Here is a 15094-nt window from a genome sequence, read left to right as displayed (position 1 = left end):
GCGCGTCACACCCGCGTCTGCCTAGGGTTTTGGGTGTGACGGGCCCTTCGCATGTGACGGGTGTCAGGCGGCCGTGAGGGCGGGGACGATGCGCCACCGGCCGGTGGTGTTCGTCGGCTCCAGCCGGCCGTCGAGGGCGGCGTCCTTGAGCCGCTTGGACACCCAGGACCGGGACAGGTTGTGGCGGTCGCACCAGTCGGTGAAGTCCTTCGGGCCCACGACCATGCGGCCTTCCTCCTCGAACTCCTCCAGCGCGCGGGCGAATAGCTCCCGCGCTTCCTCCGGGGACGGCTTGCGGCCGCTCTCCTGGCCGAAGATGGGGGCGTCGTCGCCTTCCTCAGTCCCGGGCAGGTCCGCCTCCGGGTCGATGTGCTGGTCCTCGGGGTCGACCAGCAGCCCGCCGTGGTTCATGTCGTCCTCCTCGGTGACGGCCCGGAGCGCCGTCGGCTGCGGTCCGTCGGGCGCGGTGCGGCCGGTGTAGGCGTTGCCGGCGACGCTCGCGGCGGCCCCGGCGGTGACCGGGTCGGCGGTGGCGCCGTTGCGCTGTGCCCAGGTGGCCAGCAGCTCCATGACCGGCACGGCCCGGTGCGTGAAGCGGCGGGTGCGGCCCGGGGAGGCGTAGCGGTCCTCGGGGATGCCGGGCGAGACGACGTAGCAGTAGCCGGGCCTGCGGTTGCCCCACGCGCCGGGGTGGGCACCCGCGGCCAGCACCTCATCCGGCAGCGAGAACCCTTCGTCGCGCGGGTCGCAGCCGAGCGCGATCACGGACGGCAGGGAAGCGCGGGTGGAGGTGGACATCTGGTCGTAAGAGGGCCGCTGGAGCGACACGATCAGCGAGATGCCCGCGGACCGTGCTTCCTGCGCGATGCCGGTGAAGGCGTCGTCCCCGAGCGCGCGGAGGGTGTTGGCGGCTTCCTCGAACCAGGTGACCAGGAACGGCATGCCGGGGCAGCCGCACGGCCGGCCGTCGGGTCGGCAGGTGTGCTCCGGGTCGTTCTGCGGCTCGGCCGCAGCCGGTACCCACTGGCGGTAGCCGTGGGCGCCGAGCCAGCGCGTGCGGGCGGGGATGACCTCCTGGACGGCGGCGACCATGACCTCTGTCTGCGTGCCGCCCTCCGCAGCCCAGTCCAGACCCGGCCGCAGCGGCGCGAAGTCCTGGAAAGCCTTGGGGTCGGAGAACCACACGATCACGTCCCGGCGGGACAGGATCTCGGTCAGGAGGTTGAGCGCGGTGTCGCCCTTGCCGGAGCCGGTACCGCCCGCGATGAGTCCGTGGGTGGAGTTGCGGCCGATCTCCGGATCTCCGGGCAGCCACATCACCAGCAGGGAGCCGTCGTCGTAGCGGCCGATGACCAGCGGCTCGGCGATCGAACCCCCGAGGTTCGACGGCCCGTCCCACTCCACCACCTCGGCCAGCATGTCTTCCGGCACGATCACCAGCTCACCGCGCCGGTTGGAGCCGGGGTCGGGGGTGTAGCGGACGGCGTTCTTCGGCAGGTCCAGGGCGGAGGCGAGGTTGCCCAGTGCCTTGGTCATGTCGTCGTTGGTCTGCTCCCCGGCGGCGAGGGCGACCGGGGCGGTGACCCGGTTCGGCTCCACCTTCGCCTCCCCGATCTGGGCCCGCGCGAGCCCGACCTTGGCCAGCAGGCCCTTGTCCGAGTCCTCGCCGGACGGGTCGGCGTTGTGCCGCAGCACCATCCGCACGTTCCACGACAGGGCCACGACCGGGCCGCCCATCAGGTACAGGTCGTCCAGCGGCCCGGCGGTCGGACCGGCGAGGCAAGCGGCGGTCACCCACATGGAACCCGCGGCCACGGTGATGGCGGAGTGCAGGCGCCGCTGTGAGCTGGTCGACTTGCCCGCCCACCAGGTGACGCTGGTCAGCGCCACCGAGGCGAGCGTGAGCCCGACGCCGGCCGCGGCGCTGTCGCCCCACCGCCAGTTGCCCAGCGCACCGGCCACGCCGGTCGCGCCGACGGCGAGCCACGGGGGCAGGTGCGGCTTGGCCCGGTGCAGCAGGTAGCCGCGGACGCTGCCCCCGCCGCCCTCGCCGGGCAGGAGACCGGTGCCGGTGTATTGCGCGACCATCCCGTTGTCGAGGAAGTCGGTGTGCCGCACGCGGCGGCCGTTGTTCCTTGCCATCAGCCAGCCCTCCTCTACTGCTGCGCCCAGTTCATGACCGGCTGCTGCGGGCGCCGGGCCCGGTGGCGGACCCGGTTGATCTCCTCCTCGTACTCCTGCTGGAACGCGGAGTAGCAGGCGGCGGCGTTCTTCGCGGCGTCCCGCAGCGCGTCCGCGGATCGCTGCATCTTTCGTGCCACCTTCGCCGCCCTCACCCGGGAGCCGAACGCCCGCCCCTGCGGGTCCGGCACGGCCGCGAGGACGCCCTTGAGGATTTCGGCGCCCATCGCCACCTCGATCGACAGGGTGACGGCGGCGGCCCGCAGGGTGTTGCAGTAGTTGCGCACCTGCGCCGGGGAGGTGAACTCCGGGGACGGCAGCAGGGAGTCGGCGTGCGAGCGGGAACCGCTGCCCTTGTTGTTGTTCACGGTCACGTTGACCGGCGGGACGAACGAGCCGCCCAGCGCGCCGACGAAACCGCCTGCGGCGGCACCGGCGTTGGCGAACTTGTTGCCCTTGTCAGCACCCGCGGTGCCGTTACGCGTCGGGGTTGCCATCGGTCGTGTCTCCCTCGGTTCAGTGGGTGCGGCGGACGATGAGCCAGGCGGTCTGAGCGGTGATCAGGGTGAGCAGCCACCACAGCTCCAGCGCCCCGGCGAGGGGACCGAACCCGGCGGCGGTGGCGAGCCAGGCGAGCGCGGACGACGCCAGCACGGCCAGACCGGTACGCCAGGCGAGCACGGTGCCGGTGGCGGGGCGGCGGCGCTGCATGAGCAGCAGCCACAGCAGCGGACCGGCCGCCATCGGGGCGAGCAGCAGACCGGACCACCACGCGATGACGTGCAGCAGAGCGGCCACGACCAGCGCCAGCACCGCCAGCCCGGTCGGGGCCAGCGCGCGGCGAGAGCGCCACAGCAGCCCGCCCAACGCGGTCAGCGCCTCGCGGGTCAGCGAGGGGCGTTCGGGGACCACGACGACGAACGGGGCGCTACCGCGGCGGCCACGCTGGCGGGGGATATGGACGGTGTGAACACCCGCGGCCGTCTTCACGCCGCGGGCACGGGTACGACTGGGCACAGCGAAACTCCAGGGAAGTCGAAGTGAGTTCAGGCGGCGCGCTGTTCGTCGGGGAAGGCGCAGGTGGCGCACATGCCGAGCGAGGCCGGGATGACGTATCCGGCATCGCGCCGGCACTCCGGGCACAGCCGGCGGGTGGCGTTGGCCTTGGCGAGAGCCGCCCACTTGGCCGGGGTCATCGGCCGGACGGGCTTGGCCTGCTCGATCGAGTACAGGTAGGCGACCAGCGGGCCGCGTCGGCGCCGCGGTCGCTCGATCTGCGCGGCCACGTCCTGCCCGCCGGGCCGTAAGCCCAGGGCCCGGAGCTGCCGACGGGTGGCCAGGCCGTCAGGGGCGAGCCGCCACCGGTAGACCGGAACGGCGACCATCACACGGCGGCGCTGTCGACGGCCCGCAGAAGGGGCCGAGCCTGCTCCTCCTCGTCGCGGACGGCGAGGATCTGCTTACGCCCCCACGACTCGCTCATGCCGAATGCCTCACCCAGCGCACGGGCGCTGAGCGGGCGGCCCGCCTGTGCGGACTCGGCGTACACACGGCGTGCGTCCTGCCGCATCCGCTCCAGCTCCGCTTCCTCGAACTGCGCCTGCCGCAGCGCGTCAACGGCATTCTCGGCGTCAGGCGTGCGGACCGGGTGCGGGGTGTGCGGGTCGGTCGCCTGCACGGCGTCCGCACGCCCGTTGACCAGAGCGGGTACCGGCGGCGCGGGCACCTGCGGCACCTCGTCGACAGCGTCGGGGAGGGAGGTGTGCGGGAGGGGTGCGGGTGTGTCCGCACGCTGCCCGTCCACCGGCTCCCGAGCGGGACCGGGGCGATGGTGCAGCACCTTGGCGACCAGGTCGGACCCGAAGTAGATCGACCCGACCGGCAGGGAGGTGGCCAGCAGGACCAGAGCCCAGTTCGCCGGGTCCCAATCGGCCAGCTGGCCCCAGTCCACCGTGTGGCCGTGCAGCTCGGGGACCAGCCCGTGCACGTAGTTCAGGACCAGCGAGGCCAGGGTGTAGGCGGCCAGTACCCGCAGCGCGAACCGCTTGGCGCGGGCGTCGGTCAGCACGAGCGTGGCGACCAGCGCCAGCGCCATCAGGCCGTCGACCACGAACGGATACAGCGTCGCCGCGGTCGCATCAGCACCCACCACGCGGGCAACGTCCCGCAGCGCGTTCCAGGAGACCCGGAAAGCCATGGCGACCACGGCGACCAGGGCCAGCACCAGCAGCGTCTTCCCGGAGCGGTTCACGCTGCACCTCCCGCTGGCACGGAGGCCGGGGTGTAGGTGGCGTAGACGTGGAAGTCGATGCCATAGGCAGTCGCCGTGAACTCCAGCGACGGCCGGTCCCCGATCCGGTCGGCAACCACCCGCTCCGGGGCGACGTCCAGCGCCTCCCGCCACGCCTCCACCGCAGAGGGGTCGCGGAGCTGCACGCTCACCTCACGCGGCGAGTGCCCGCTGATCGTGATGTAGGCGGCCGGCAGCGCGGGGCGGCCGACCGCGAGCCCGGCCAGACACGTGAAGGCAGCCGCTTGCGCGGCCAGCGTCTCGGCACTCACGCGCCCACCCCCAGGGCCGTGGTCGCCTGGTTGGCCAGCTCCACCCGGGCGGCCAGCGCCCGGCGGCGGGCCCGGCGGAGGCGGCGGGCGTCCAGCTCGGTCGGCGTGCGGTCGAGGGTGGTGATCTGCGCGTCGAGGAGGTCGACGTCCGCCAGGATGACGGGCATCTCCCGCTCGATCGCGTCCAGCTCCGCGTCCGTCGGCTCCATCCAGTCGGCGAACGCGGTAACAACGTCCTGAACAGTGACGATGTGCCTCATGGGTCGTGGTCTCCCTAGCAGGTGAAACGGCCCGAACAGCGGCCCCGGGTCTAGCCACCCGGGGCCGCGCGCCGTTGAAGTCGGTACATCCGGCTCCCCTCAGCGCCGCACGTGCGAGACGTGCAGCGGAGGCAACCGGCCGCAGCCGTGAGGGCTGCGGAGAGGTCGAATTGCGCTGTACCGCACACGGAGATCCCGTGTGGCCGCCTACTTGGCCGAGGAGAGGCGGCGTGATCCCCATTCAGTTGTCAAAGAGCCGGCGCTTCCTTCGAGCCCGTTTCACGGAGCCCTCCGGGCGGCGGACACAGGTGTGTCGAGGTGTCCGCCGCTCAACCGATCCGAACGGCGGGCACATCCCTAAGGTTCCCTAGGGTTCCCTGTGGTGTCAAGCGGTAAGCTAGGGAACCTCAGGGAAGCCACGACAGGGAGCGGGTGACATGGCAGGCCAGGCCGACAATCGGGCCCCATACGCGAAGATTGCCGCCCACTACGCGGAGCTGATCACGTCTGGTCAGCTACAGCCAGGCACCCTCTTGCCGAGCATCAAGAACCTCTCGGAAGAGTGGAAGGTGAGCACCGCGACAGCGGAGAAGGCCCTGCGCAAGCTGCGCAACGAGGGCCTTGTTCGCGGCATCCACGGCATCGGTACCGAAGTGCTGGACCAGCCCACTCCGATGTCGTCCGGGGCTCAGCGGCTGGACCGGGGTCGCCGTACTGGGTCCAGCTGGGGGGCGGGCGAGCGGTCCGACTCGCACCAGGCGGCCGTGGTGCCCGCTCCCGCTGAAGTGGCGCAAGCGCTGGACATCCCGCCCGGCTCCGACGTGGTGCGCCGTAGCCGCGTGTACCGGGACCGGCATGGCATCGTCGCTCACAGCACGTCATGGATTCCCGCCCGGTACGGGAAGCTGATTCCTCAGCTAGCGGAGAGTGAGCGCCTGAAGGGAGGAACGTCGCTCCAGCTCATTGCCGAAGCGACCGGCCACCCGATCAGCCACCGCATCGACACCGCCTCCGCCCGCCTGCTGACGCCGGAGTATGCGCGGCTCTTGGAACTGGACCCTGAGAATCCGCCGGCGGACCCGGTGGTCGTGATGACGGCCAAATTCGTGGACAGCGAAGGCAACATCGTGGAGTACGGCGTGGACCTGGGGGGTCCGGGCCGAACGTGGCGCACAGAATCGGAGGTCTCACCGTGACGGTCATGGATGACACGCTCGTGAGCGTGCTCGAAGACCGCCTAGATACCCTGCTTGCGGCCCGCAGGACTGGGGCAAGCACGCCCGAAGCCGAAGCAGAGATGGCTGCCATCTCCCGAACCATGACGGGACCAATGCCCCCACGCCCGCCGTTCTGTGTCCTGATGGCCGGCCTCCCCGGCTCCGGCAAGACGACTCTTTCCCGCGCCCTCACCGCCCGTGGGTTCACACGACTGTGCCCGGACGAAGAGATGTTCCGCCGGCACGGCGTCTATGGAGTGGACTTTCCCCGTGGCGTCTTCCCCACCCTTGAGCGGCCCGTCCTCGAAGACGTGGCGGTCGACCTCCAGAAGCAGCTCCGAGTCGGTCACGACGTCGTCGTTGACCACGGCTTTTGGACCCCGGAGGACCGGTCTAAATGGCGGGCGATCGCCACCGACGCCGGCGCGACCCCTGTGCTCGTCTACCTCGCCGCCAGCCATGACGAGCTGTGGGCGAGGATCAGCAAGCGCAACGAATTCCACGCGGACGATCCCAACTCGATCTACTTCTCCGAAAGCGACCTACAGCGGTACCGCAGCCGGTTCGTACCTCCCACGGCAGACGAACCGCACCTGTTGTACGGCGGTGACCCTGCGGCTGTGATCGCACTACTGGAAGCGTCTGGCCTCTGATGCTTCCAGTGCAGATTGGCAGCGCCGTAGCTGCTGACACGCTCGGAAGTTGCCTCTCCGCCGCCTCGCCGCAGCACGGTACGTCTTGCCGGCACCCAGGCACTCGGCGATCTGTCCGCCCGAAGCGAGAACGCCCCTCAGTGACAATCGTCCTTGCGCGACCGGTTGACGTCACCAAGCTGCTCTCCTTCCGTGAAGAGGCGGCGGCTTGACTCGCACGCCTCGCACAGACCGTAATGGGCGTCGGCAGCGTGAGTGTGCCGCGAACCATGCCGTGCGGCCTTGTCTCGACGGCATAATCGCTGCGTGGATTCGGGGGGAGTGGCCTTCGTCGGGGCTATCGCGGCGGTCATAGGAGCAGCGGTTGGCGCAGGCGGAGCGATCGCAGCCGCTGCGGTAGCTGGTCGCGGACAGAACAAGCAGTGGCGTCGGCAAACCCGACGGGACGCCTACGTCGCGTTCCTGGGTGCTGCGCTCGCAACCCACCAACTGCTTGCACAGGTGGGACGTGAGATGACACGCGGCAATCACACGGACGTCGAGCGAGCCGAGCGCATCAAGTCGCTCCGCAGCCAGATCGGGAAGCTTGAGTCGGCGCGCATCGTCGTGGACTTGGAGGGCCCAAGAGCGGTCACGGAGGCCACCTTCGAGGTCGTACGCTCATGCAGCGAGTGGCTGAAGGAAGTGCGCAACGCGGAGCCGCTAGTGGGCCTCAATGATACGGAAGCGGGCCTTCGCGCCTGCCAGCATGATGCGGAACAGTGCCTCGAGGACGCCCACGCAGCATGCCGGGCGGACATGGCTTAATGACACTGGTGCCGTCGGCGGCGAGGGCTCAGGCGTTACTCCATGCCTCAAGGAATCGCTTGCGGTCGTCTTCTGTCTCGTTCCTCCGGCGACTAGCGAGCAGGACATGCCAAGCAGTGGTCTCCGCGTCACGCAGCCACAACTTGCCAAGGTATGGGCCACTCGCTACGAACGTGCCGTGCTTCAGTGCGCCGCCGATCACTCCGCCCACGGCGTCACGCTGCTGATCGGTGAGCTTCCCCAGGAAGTCGAGTACACGGCTGGCGATGCCCGCTTCGTTCCCGTGAGTCAGGTAATTGAAGAAAGGACCACCCGCGTTGGCGGGGTCAATGTACAGGGCGGCATCACCTCCCACGTCCCTCAGTGCAGCCCAGAACTCCTCCCCCTCGGTGGTGCCTGGCAGAGGGAGCGCGGCGAAGAGGTCAACCAAATGACCGTTGGCTGCATGGTTGTATGACACGTCGCAGGCTGCCGCAGAAGCAATCCTCGCGACGAGCTCGGTGTCCAACCCTGCGTCCTCTGGCCAGTCCAGGGGAGTGTTGAGTTGGTGGGTGAGGTGCCGAGCCAGTTCGTCATTTTCGTCCAGGTGACGCCGAACGATCACAAGCTCCCCCAGTTCAGGACCAGTTGGCACACGACGCGGCTTTCTCCAGAGTAGAGCAGGACTAAACCATCTACTGCGCAAGACCAACCGTTGGCGAAATCCGTAGCTCGACGACCTGTCCACGACCTCACGAAACCGCCCCTTTCACCGGGCACGCGGTCCGGTCGTCCGGAGGCGGGGCCAAACAGGGGCCAAGCAAGGCAGCCGCACCAAGACGCTCCCGGACGGCGGTGGACTGTTCTGGAGGCGGATGAGCTGATCAGATGGCCTCGAGCCATGGTCGCTGGGGGGCGCATCGCGTTCGGGTCGAAGAGGGGGCATACCCTCAGCACGCCGGCGCCATGCGCCCGCATGGGCCTTCCCGAGGTCAACCCGCGGACCAACGCGCCGAGATCATGCGACCCAAGACATCGACCCATCAGGCAGACCCATATCCGCGGGTCCTAATTTGCCCTCCGCGGATGGCAGTTGAGGATCCGCGGCCTTGCTTCGCTTGACCGCGGTGCGCTACGTTGCATCCGCGGTTCGATCTCAGGGATCGTTCCTGTCGCCCATGGGGGGTTCCATGTCTGTCTATCCCGTCCTGCCTCCTGGCCTTCCCGGTCAGGTTCTGCCGTGTCTCGTGGTCGATGAGCACCGGGCGCTCATCACCCCGTCCCTGAATCAGATGGAGGCGTTCGTCGTCGACCCCACGCTCACCGAGGACCCGAAGCGAGTAGAAGCCGACCACCGAGTCCGGGAGGCGTACGAGGTCCGGAAGAAGGTGCAGCGGCTGCTGTCGGGCAACAAGGGCAAGCGCGAGAACATCCCCGCATATGCCAGGTACTTGACCGCCGGGATCGTGAAGGGGGAGCCCTACGTAACGCCGCCTCAGAGCCTCGTGTTCACGACGAAGCTCAACGTCTACGTGGCCAGCGAGGCCATGGGCGCCGCCACGTTCCTGCACGTCCCGCCCGGTGTGAAGGGCACGCACGACGACGGCGAAACGCAGTACCTCGCCCGCCTGTCCGTGCGCAACCAGCACCCCGACACGGGCGACGTGCCGATGGCCGTAGTGGTCGACCACGGCCGCTCGATCGAATGGGGCGGGCAGGCTTTCCACGACCTGAACTTGCTCGGTGTCCCGATGTCCGCAGCCGTCGCCATCGCGGCCGACAACCGCGACCCTGCCACGAAGATGGCGAAGGAGATGGCAGAGACGGACCCCGTGCTCGTCGGACGGGTGTCCTTCGACGCGCGGCAGGTCAGTGCGAAGAGCGGCGCGGTGATGACGATCACCACGCTTCGCCGGGCGACGGTGGCCAGCTTGGTGGGCCGTAAGGTGTTCGCGCTGGGCAACAAGCCTCTGGACGAGGACATCGCCGAGCAGGAAAAGCATGACGTTCCGCTGGTCTGGCGGCAGGTCTTCCACAGGTTGCAGCCGCACCTGAATCACAACACCGTGGTCGGACTCCCGGTCGTTCTCACCGCCATCGGTATCGGCATCTTCGAGGCCCGGGCGAACGGCGAACTCGATGCGTTCATCAGGAGCCTGGACACGATCCTGTGGGACAAGTCCTCTGAAGACGGCGCCAAGCGCTGGGCCGGCATCGCTGGCAAGCTCACGGACACCAACAAGTTCTCCTCCGCCGGCGGCGTCAAGGACCTCGGGCATCGCACGTTGGACGCCCTCACCAAGCCGGACAGCGACGACTACAAGCGGATCCGCGGGATCGTGCAACCGGCGGAGTGAGGGGGCCAAAGAGGGGGCCAAATGAGGCAACTGCCTCCGTACCGTCTTGGACAGTAGTGGACTAGCTCACGGCCAGTACCGACAGGTCGGTGCGCTCAGGGCACCTCTGAGAGAGGCCTGATCGCGTTCGGGACGAAGAGGTCGTGGGTTCAAATCCCGCCACCCCGACAGCCAAGCAGTAGGCCAGAGGGCCCTTACCGATTCGGTGAGGGCCCTCTGGCTTTGCTGAGTTTCACCGCCGGGGGAGAGATCAGGGCATGGACACTGCCGCGCCGCGTGGTTCTGATGGCTGCTCGGTCTTCGCTGTCGCGGTGGCCGCAGCCGTCCTCACCACCGTGTGGTGGGGGCTCACCGCGCTGCTGTCCGAGAACTTCGGGAACGACTGCCTCTTCTACTTCGGCGTCGACGGACCGCGGGCCGAGCACTGTTACCTGGTCAACGACCGGGCGGAGGCATGGCTCCCCCGGCTGGTGTCGGCCGCGTGGATCAGTGCGGTGCTGGTGCTGTGCCTGCCGCGCCGGTTTCCTCTGGGGCGGCGCACCGCCGTCGGCGTCACCGTCGCCTGCCTGATCGCCGCCGTGGTGCTCGGGGGCCACGCGGTAGCCGTTTCCTCGCCGTGAGGGGCCGCCGGAAGGTGGTCGCGGTCTTGGAGGGAGTGACCGGGCCGGGGGCGCAGTGGCGCCCGGCCCGGTCAGACGATCGTTCAGATCGCGCAGGCGTTCAGGCGGGTACGCGGCCCGCGAAGCCGTAGCCGGCTTCGTCGACGGTCTTGGCGATCAGCTCGTCGAACGCCTGGTCCGCCTCGGCGGCGGTCGTCACGGTGACCAGTCCGGTCCCGATCTCGACCTTCACGGAGGTCACATCACCCAGCGCGCTCACGGCATCGGTGACGACGCCCTGGCAGTGCGCACTGCCGATGCCCTGGACCTTGTAGACGACCTGCGTGGCGGCGCCGGTGTGGCAGCTTCCGTTCGGGGTGCAGCAGCCCGACATGAGATTCTCCTCGATCGCTCATTCATATACCCCCAGGGGGTATCTCGGTGAGACATGTATACCCCGTGGGGGTACATCCGGCAAGGGAGTCAGAGCGGCTGCGTTCTTCGGCCTGGCGGTGCGGGCCATTGGGTGGCGCCACTCGGCACCACGTGACGCCATATGGTGCCACGCGGTGCCATGCGGTGCCATGCGTGCCACGCGACGTCAGCTGTGCGTTTCCGCAGGTGGGAAGGCTGGCAGCGGGCCCGTGCTACTCGTGGCGCCGCCTGGGGTTGCGCGTGGCGCCATCATGGTGCCATCATGGCGTCATGGACCTCACCCCGTACGTCGACTCCCTCCGCCGCGAACTCGCGGTGGCCGCCGAAGCCGGCGGTGATGAAGCTCGCGAGCTGGCCGAGAGGCTCACCGCTCCTCTGGAATCGGCGACTCGGCTGACCATGCTCAACGTGCTCTCCGCCGCGATGGACGAGATCACCCGCGAACTCGCCCCCGGCTCCGTCGACGTACGGCTGCGCGGGCTCGACCCCGACTTCGTGGTGACCCGGCCGCCCACCGACAGCGGCACCGCCGTGGAGCCGAGCGCGCCCGTCGAACCGTTCAGGGCCCCGGCCCCGGTGCCGGCCGAAGGTGACGAAGGCGGTACCGCTCGCGTCAATCTGCGGCTGCCGGCCCACCTCAAGGCGCGTGCCGAGGAGGCCGCCGGCCGGGAGGGGCTGTCGGTCAACGCGTGGCTGGTGCGGGCCGTGTCGGCCGCGGTCGACGGTGGTGCGCGGCCGCGTACTCCGGAGAAGACCCAGAACGTCGGACAGAGCTTCACGGGCTGGGTGCGCTAGCCGCACCCCCGCCCGCACGGCACTGCACCGGACTCCACCGCACCGCACCTGAACTCGCACTGCAACCGCAGCACTTCATCCACACCACGTCCCACCAGCGGGGACGCCCTGAAGACCCAAGAGGACGGGACAGCCATGCCTTCTTTCGACACCGCCGCGCCGATCTCCGTCACCGCGCACGTGGACGCCGGTTCCATCCAGTTCACCGCGGGCGACCGCGCCGACACCGTCGTCGAGGTGCGGCCCCGCGACCCGAAGAAGGATCTGGACGTGCGGGCAGCCGACCAGACCCAGGTCACCTACGTCGGCGGCGTACTGACCGTCAGGACGCCCAAGCCCAACCTGTTCGGCCGCACCGGCACCGTCGACGTGACGGTCGAACTGCCCACGGACTCGCGCATCGACATGACCGGCGCCTGGGCCCAGGTGCTCGGCGAGGGCCGGCTCGGCGAGGTCCGCGTGAAGACCTCGTCCGGTGACGTCCGCTTCGACACGACCGGCCCGCTCAGGCTGACCGCGTCGCACGGCTCGATCACCGTGGACCGGGTCGAGGGCTCGGCCGAGATCACCACCAGCTCCGGCAGCATGCGCGTCGGCCTCCTCGACGGCCCCGCCGTCCTGAAGAACTCGCACGGCACCACGACTGTCGGCGCCGCGACCGGCGAGCTGCGGGTGAGCGGTGCCAACGGCGACATCGAGATCCGGCGCGCCGAGGACTCGGTCACCGCCACCACCGCCCACGGCACGCTCCGGGTCGACGACGTGGCCCGTGGCACGGTCCAGTTGGAGACCAACTACGGCGCCATCGAGGTCGGCGTGCGCGAGGGCACGGCCGCCTGGCTCGACGTCAGCTCGACTTCCGGCCAGGTGCGCAACACGCTCACCGCGTCCGAGACCCCGGACGCGACCGAGGACACCGTCAAGGTCCGCGCCCGCACCAAGTACGGCAACATCGACATCCGTCGCGCCAAGGTCTGAGCGCCGCACCCCGAGCGCCACTCCCCCATCGCCGCATCGCCGAATCTCCGCATCGCCGCGCCCTGAAGCGCCTCACTCCAGCGCGGTTCAGCCCACTTCAGCCTTCAAACGGAGGGCCCTATGCCTTCTTCTGTCATGCCCATGCCCACTCCCCGACAAGGTGACGGTCAGCCCTCGCCGGTCGCCGTCTCCGCCTCCGGGCTGCGCAAGTCCTACGGCGACAAGGCCGTCCTCGACGGCATCGATCTGCGGATCCCGGCCGGCTCCGTGTTCGCGCTGCTCGGTCCGAACGGGGCCGGCAAGACCACCGCGGTGAAGATCCTGTCCACGCTCATCACCGCCGACGGAGGGCAGGCCCAAATCGCGGGCCACGATCTCGCCGCCGACCCGCAGGCCGTGCGTGCCGCGATCGGGGTGACGGGGCAGTTCTCCGCCGTCGACGGCCTGATCACCGGCGAGGAGAACATGCTCCTCATGGCCGACCTGCACCACCTGTCCAAGCGTGAGGGACGCCAGGTCGCCGCCGAACTGCTGGAACGCTTCGATCTCACCGACGCCGCGAAGAAGCCCGCCTCCACCTACTCCGGCGGCATGAAGCGCCGCCTGGACATCGCCATGACCCTGGTCGGCAGCCCGCGGATCATCTTCCTCGACGAGCCCACCACCGGCCTCGACCCCCGCTCCCGCCACAACATGTGGCAGATCATCCGCGAACTCGTCACCGGCGGCACCACCGTCTTCCTCACCACCCAGTACCTCGAAGAAGCCGACGAACTCGCCGACCGCATCGCCGTCCTCAACGACGGCAAGATCGCCGCCGAAGGCACCGCCGACGAACTCAAGCGGATCGTCCCCGGCGGACACGTCCGCCTCCGCTTCACCGACCCGACCGCCTACCACCACGCCGCCGCCGCACTGCGCGAAGCCTCCCGCGACGACGACTCCCTCGCACTCCAGCTGCCCAGCGACGGCAGCCAGCGCGAACTGCGCTCCATCCTCGACTGGCTCGACTCCGCCGGCATCGAGGCCGACGAACTCACCGTCCACACCCCCGACCTCGACGACGTCTTCTTCGCCCTCACCGGCGGCCCCGCCGTCATCCCCACTGCCATCCCCGCCCAGTCCAAGGAGGACGTCCGATGAGCTCCCTCTCCCTGGCCGTGCGCGACTCGTCCACGATGCTGCGGCGGAATCTGCTGCACATGCGGCGCTATCCGTCGCTGACGCTGAACCTGCTGCTCACGCCGGTCATGCTGCTGCTGCTCTTCGTCTACATCTTCGGCGACACGATGAGCGCGGGCATCGGCGGCGGTGACGGCGACCGGTCCCAGTACCTCGCGTATCTCGTCCCCGGCGTCCTGATGCTGACCATCGGCGGCACCACGATCGGCAGCGCGGTGTCCGTCTCCATGGACATGACCGAGGGCATCATCGCCCGGTTCCGCACGATGGCGATCCACCGCGGGTCGGTGCTCATCGGGCACGTCGTCGGCAGCGTGCTGCAGTGCGTGATGAGCGTGATCCTCGTCGGCGCCGTCGCCGTCGCGATCGGGTTCCGGACCACGGACGCCACGGTCCTCGAGTGGATCCTGGCGGTCGGGCTGCTGACGCTCGTGTCCCTGGCGCTCACCTGGATCGCGGTCGGCATGGGCCTGTCCAGCCCGAACGTCGAGGCCGCCAGCAACAACGCCATGCCGCTGATGATCCTGCCGCTGCTGTCCAGCGCCTTCGTGCCGGTCGACGCGATGCCGGGCTGGTTCCAGCCGGTCGCCGAGTACCAGCCCTTCACCCCGGCCATCGAGACCCTGCGCGGCCTGCTGCTCGGCAGCGAGATCGGCAACAACGGGTGGCTGGCCGTGGCCTGGTGCGTGGGGCTGGCCGCGCTCGGCTACGCCTGGTCCAAGTCGCTGTTCAACCGGGACCCCAAGTAGGGACCGAACTCGAAGTAGGGACCGCACCCGGCGGCTCGCCCCACCCCGGGGCGAGTCGCTACCGTGTGCGTCCATGAGCGGGGGATCAATACGTACGGCACCTTGCACGTGGTGCGGAACGCCGGTGCCGCAGCCACGGCGCTGGCGCACTCGGCGGTACTGCAGCAAGGCGCATCGCCGCAGGAGCCGGATCGTGGAAGCCATCGGCAACTTCCTGGACAACATCAGCTCTTAGGCCCTGTCGTTTGGATCACCCCGGCGTCGCGGGGCCTGGCACGCCCATCTGCCGCGTTGTCGTCGGTCCCCGACGCTCCGCGTCGACTCCCTCCTCCGCCTTGCA

At 69.4% G+C, this 15094-nt stretch carries 18 protein-coding genes; 9 read left to right on the top strand and 9 right to left on the bottom strand.

Going from position 1 to position 15094, the window contains the following annotated elements; all coding sequences use genetic code 11:
* Window positions 1–63: 63 nt before the first annotated feature.
* From traB to AMK31_RS26700, 7 genes are all read right to left on the bottom strand, one after another.
* Window positions 64–2088: a plasmid transfer protein TraB gene (gene traB / locus AMK31_RS26730; RefSeq protein ID WP_073943367.1), complete on the bottom strand. Its 2025-nt coding sequence runs from the start codon at window positions 2086–2088 to the stop codon at window positions 64–66.
* A gap of 68 nt (window positions 2089–2156) precedes the next feature.
* Window positions 2157–2678 carry a plasmid transfer protein TraA gene (gene traA, locus AMK31_RS26725; RefSeq protein WP_073943205.1) on the bottom strand — a complete coding sequence of 174 codons (522 nt, stop codon included), beginning with the start codon at window positions 2676–2678 and terminating at the stop codon, window positions 2157–2159.
* A 19-nt stretch (window positions 2679–2697) separates the two neighbouring features.
* Window positions 2698–3198, bottom strand: coding sequence for a hypothetical protein (locus AMK31_RS26720; RefSeq protein WP_073943204.1), 501 nt, complete (start codon window positions 3196–3198; stop codon window positions 2698–2700).
* Window positions 3199–3227: 29 nt separating this feature from the next.
* Entirely contained in the window at window positions 3228–3566 is a 339-nt protein-coding gene (locus AMK31_RS26715; protein ID WP_073943203.1) for an RRQRL motif-containing zinc-binding protein, read from the bottom strand.
* Window positions 3566–4378 carry a DUF2637 domain-containing protein gene (locus tag AMK31_RS26710; RefSeq protein WP_385311740.1) on the bottom strand — a complete coding sequence of 271 codons (813 nt, stop codon included), beginning with the start codon at window positions 4376–4378 and terminating at the stop codon, window positions 3566–3568. Before AMK31_RS26710 ends, AMK31_RS26715 begins: the two co-directional genes overlap by 1 nt.
* Window positions 4379–4428: 50 nt before the next feature.
* On the bottom strand, window positions 4429–4743 hold the full coding sequence (locus tag AMK31_RS26705; protein ID WP_073943201.1) for a hypothetical protein: 315 nt from the start codon (window positions 4741–4743) through the stop codon (window positions 4429–4431).
* Window positions 4740–5003 (bottom strand): DUF6284 family protein, encoded by a 264-nt coding sequence (locus tag AMK31_RS26700; RefSeq protein WP_073943200.1) that lies wholly within the window; start codon window positions 5001–5003, stop codon window positions 4740–4742. The genes AMK31_RS26705 and AMK31_RS26700 overlap by 4 nt, the downstream gene beginning before the upstream one ends.
* 437 nt (window positions 5004–5440) lie before the next feature.
* Between AMK31_RS26700 and AMK31_RS26695 the strand changes: the two genes are divergently transcribed.
* The 3 genes from AMK31_RS26695 (at window position 5441) to AMK31_RS41685 (ending at window position 7680) form a co-directional block, all read left to right on the top strand.
* The gene (locus AMK31_RS26695; protein WP_073943199.1) at window positions 5441–6199 is read left to right on the top strand and encodes a GntR family transcriptional regulator; all 759 of its coding nucleotides are present in this window, start codon (window positions 5441–5443) and stop codon (window positions 6197–6199) included.
* Between the two features lie 5 nt (window positions 6200–6204).
* Window positions 6205–6873: an AAA family ATPase gene (locus AMK31_RS26690; protein ID WP_107468737.1), complete on the top strand. Its 669-nt coding sequence runs from the start codon at window positions 6205–6207 to the stop codon at window positions 6871–6873.
* Between the two features lie 306 nt (window positions 6874–7179).
* Window positions 7180–7680, top strand: coding sequence for a hypothetical protein (locus AMK31_RS41685; RefSeq protein ID WP_241842729.1), 501 nt, complete (start codon window positions 7180–7182; stop codon window positions 7678–7680).
* A 28-nt stretch (window positions 7681–7708) separates the two neighbouring features.
* Here AMK31_RS41685 and AMK31_RS26680 read toward each other — a convergent pair whose 3' ends face one another.
* Complete coding sequence (locus AMK31_RS26680; RefSeq protein WP_143204260.1) at window positions 7709–8188, bottom strand: hypothetical protein; 480 nt, start codon at window positions 8186–8188, stop codon at window positions 7709–7711.
* A 661-nt stretch (window positions 8189–8849) separates the two neighbouring features.
* Here AMK31_RS26680 and AMK31_RS26675 point away from each other — a divergent pair.
* Together AMK31_RS26675 and AMK31_RS26670 are read left to right on the top strand one after the other, a co-directional pair.
* Window positions 8850–10016, top strand: a complete 1167-nt coding sequence (locus tag AMK31_RS26675) for a DNA sulfur modification protein DndB (RefSeq protein WP_158074553.1) — start codon at window positions 8850–8852, stop codon at window positions 10014–10016.
* A gap of 311 nt (window positions 10017–10327) precedes the next feature.
* The gene (locus tag AMK31_RS26670) at window positions 10328–10636 is read left to right on the top strand and encodes a hypothetical protein (RefSeq protein ID WP_073943196.1); all 309 of its coding nucleotides are present in this window, start codon (window positions 10328–10330) and stop codon (window positions 10634–10636) included.
* A gap of 100 nt (window positions 10637–10736) precedes the next feature.
* On the opposite strand, the gene AMK31_RS26665 is transcribed toward AMK31_RS26670, so the two are convergent.
* Window positions 10737–11009, bottom strand: coding sequence for a heavy-metal-associated domain-containing protein (locus tag AMK31_RS26665; RefSeq protein ID WP_073943195.1), 273 nt, complete (start codon window positions 11007–11009; stop codon window positions 10737–10739).
* Window positions 11010–11320: 311 nt separating this feature from the next.
* Here AMK31_RS26665 and AMK31_RS26660 point away from each other — a divergent pair, with 311 nt between their 5' ends.
* The 4 genes from AMK31_RS26660 (at window position 11321) to AMK31_RS26645 (ending at window position 14754) form a co-directional block, all read left to right on the top strand.
* A complete protein-coding gene (locus AMK31_RS26660; RefSeq protein ID WP_073943194.1) occupies window positions 11321–11845 on the top strand; it encodes a hypothetical protein in 525 nt (174 codons plus the stop codon).
* A gap of 135 nt (window positions 11846–11980) precedes the next feature.
* Window positions 11981–12823: a DUF4097 family beta strand repeat-containing protein gene (locus AMK31_RS26655; protein ID WP_073943193.1), complete on the top strand. Its 843-nt coding sequence runs from the start codon at window positions 11981–11983 to the stop codon at window positions 12821–12823.
* A 141-nt stretch (window positions 12824–12964) separates the two neighbouring features.
* Complete coding sequence (locus tag AMK31_RS26650; protein ID WP_073943192.1) at window positions 12965–13966, top strand: ATP-binding cassette domain-containing protein; 1002 nt, start codon at window positions 12965–12967, stop codon at window positions 13964–13966.
* A complete protein-coding gene (locus AMK31_RS26645; protein ID WP_073943191.1) occupies window positions 13963–14754 on the top strand; it encodes an ABC transporter permease in 792 nt (263 codons plus the stop codon). Before AMK31_RS26650 ends, AMK31_RS26645 begins: the two co-directional genes overlap by 4 nt.
* The last annotated feature ends 340 nt before the right edge of the window (window positions 14755–15094 follow it).

This window comes from Streptomyces sp. TSRI0107 (assembly GCF_001905845.1).
GTDB lineage: Bacteria > Actinomycetota > Actinomycetes > Streptomycetales > Streptomycetaceae > Streptomyces.
This window is presented reverse-complemented; position numbering and strand designations above follow the sequence as displayed.

Bases quoted from the DNA above. Each gene is read 5' to 3' on its own strand.
- AMK31_RS26665 (WP_073943195.1), bottom strand. From the start codon at position 11,009: ATGTCGGGCTGCTGCACCCCGAACGGAAGCTGCCACACCGGCGCCGCC.
- AMK31_RS26675 (WP_158074553.1), top strand. From the start codon at position 8,850: ATGTCTGTCTATCCCGTCCTGCCTCCTGGCCTTCCCGGTCAGGTTCTG.
- AMK31_RS26690 (WP_107468737.1), top strand. From the start codon at position 6,205: ATGGATGACACGCTCGTGAGCGTGCTCGAAGACCGCCTAGATACCCTG.
- AMK31_RS26715 (WP_073943203.1), bottom strand. From the start codon at position 3,566: ATGGTCGCCGTTCCGGTCTACCGGTGGCGGCTCGCCCCTGACGGCCTG.
- AMK31_RS26710 (WP_385311740.1), bottom strand. From the start codon at position 4,378: ATGGCTTTCCGGGTCTCCTGGAACGCGCTGCGGGACGTTGCCCGCGTG.
- AMK31_RS26700 (WP_073943200.1), bottom strand. From the start codon at position 5,003: ATGAGGCACATCGTCACTGTTCAGGACGTTGTTACCGCGTTCGCCGAC.
- AMK31_RS26650 (WP_073943192.1), top strand. From the start codon at position 12,965: ATGCCCACTCCCCGACAAGGTGACGGTCAGCCCTCGCCGGTCGCCGTC.
- AMK31_RS26645 (WP_073943191.1), top strand. From the start codon at position 13,963: ATGAGCTCCCTCTCCCTGGCCGTGCGCGACTCGTCCACGATGCTGCGG.
- AMK31_RS26655 (WP_073943193.1), top strand. From the start codon at position 11,981: ATGCCTTCTTTCGACACCGCCGCGCCGATCTCCGTCACCGCGCACGTG.
- AMK31_RS26695 (WP_073943199.1), top strand. From the start codon at position 5,441: ATGGCAGGCCAGGCCGACAATCGGGCCCCATACGCGAAGATTGCCGCC.
- AMK31_RS26660 (WP_073943194.1), top strand. From the start codon at position 11,321: ATGGACCTCACCCCGTACGTCGACTCCCTCCGCCGCGAACTCGCGGTG.
- traB (WP_073943367.1), bottom strand. From the start codon at position 2,088: ATGGTCGCGCAATACACCGGCACCGGTCTCCTGCCCGGCGAGGGCGGC.
- traA (WP_073943205.1), bottom strand. From the start codon at position 2,678: ATGGCAACCCCGACGCGTAACGGCACCGCGGGTGCTGACAAGGGCAAC.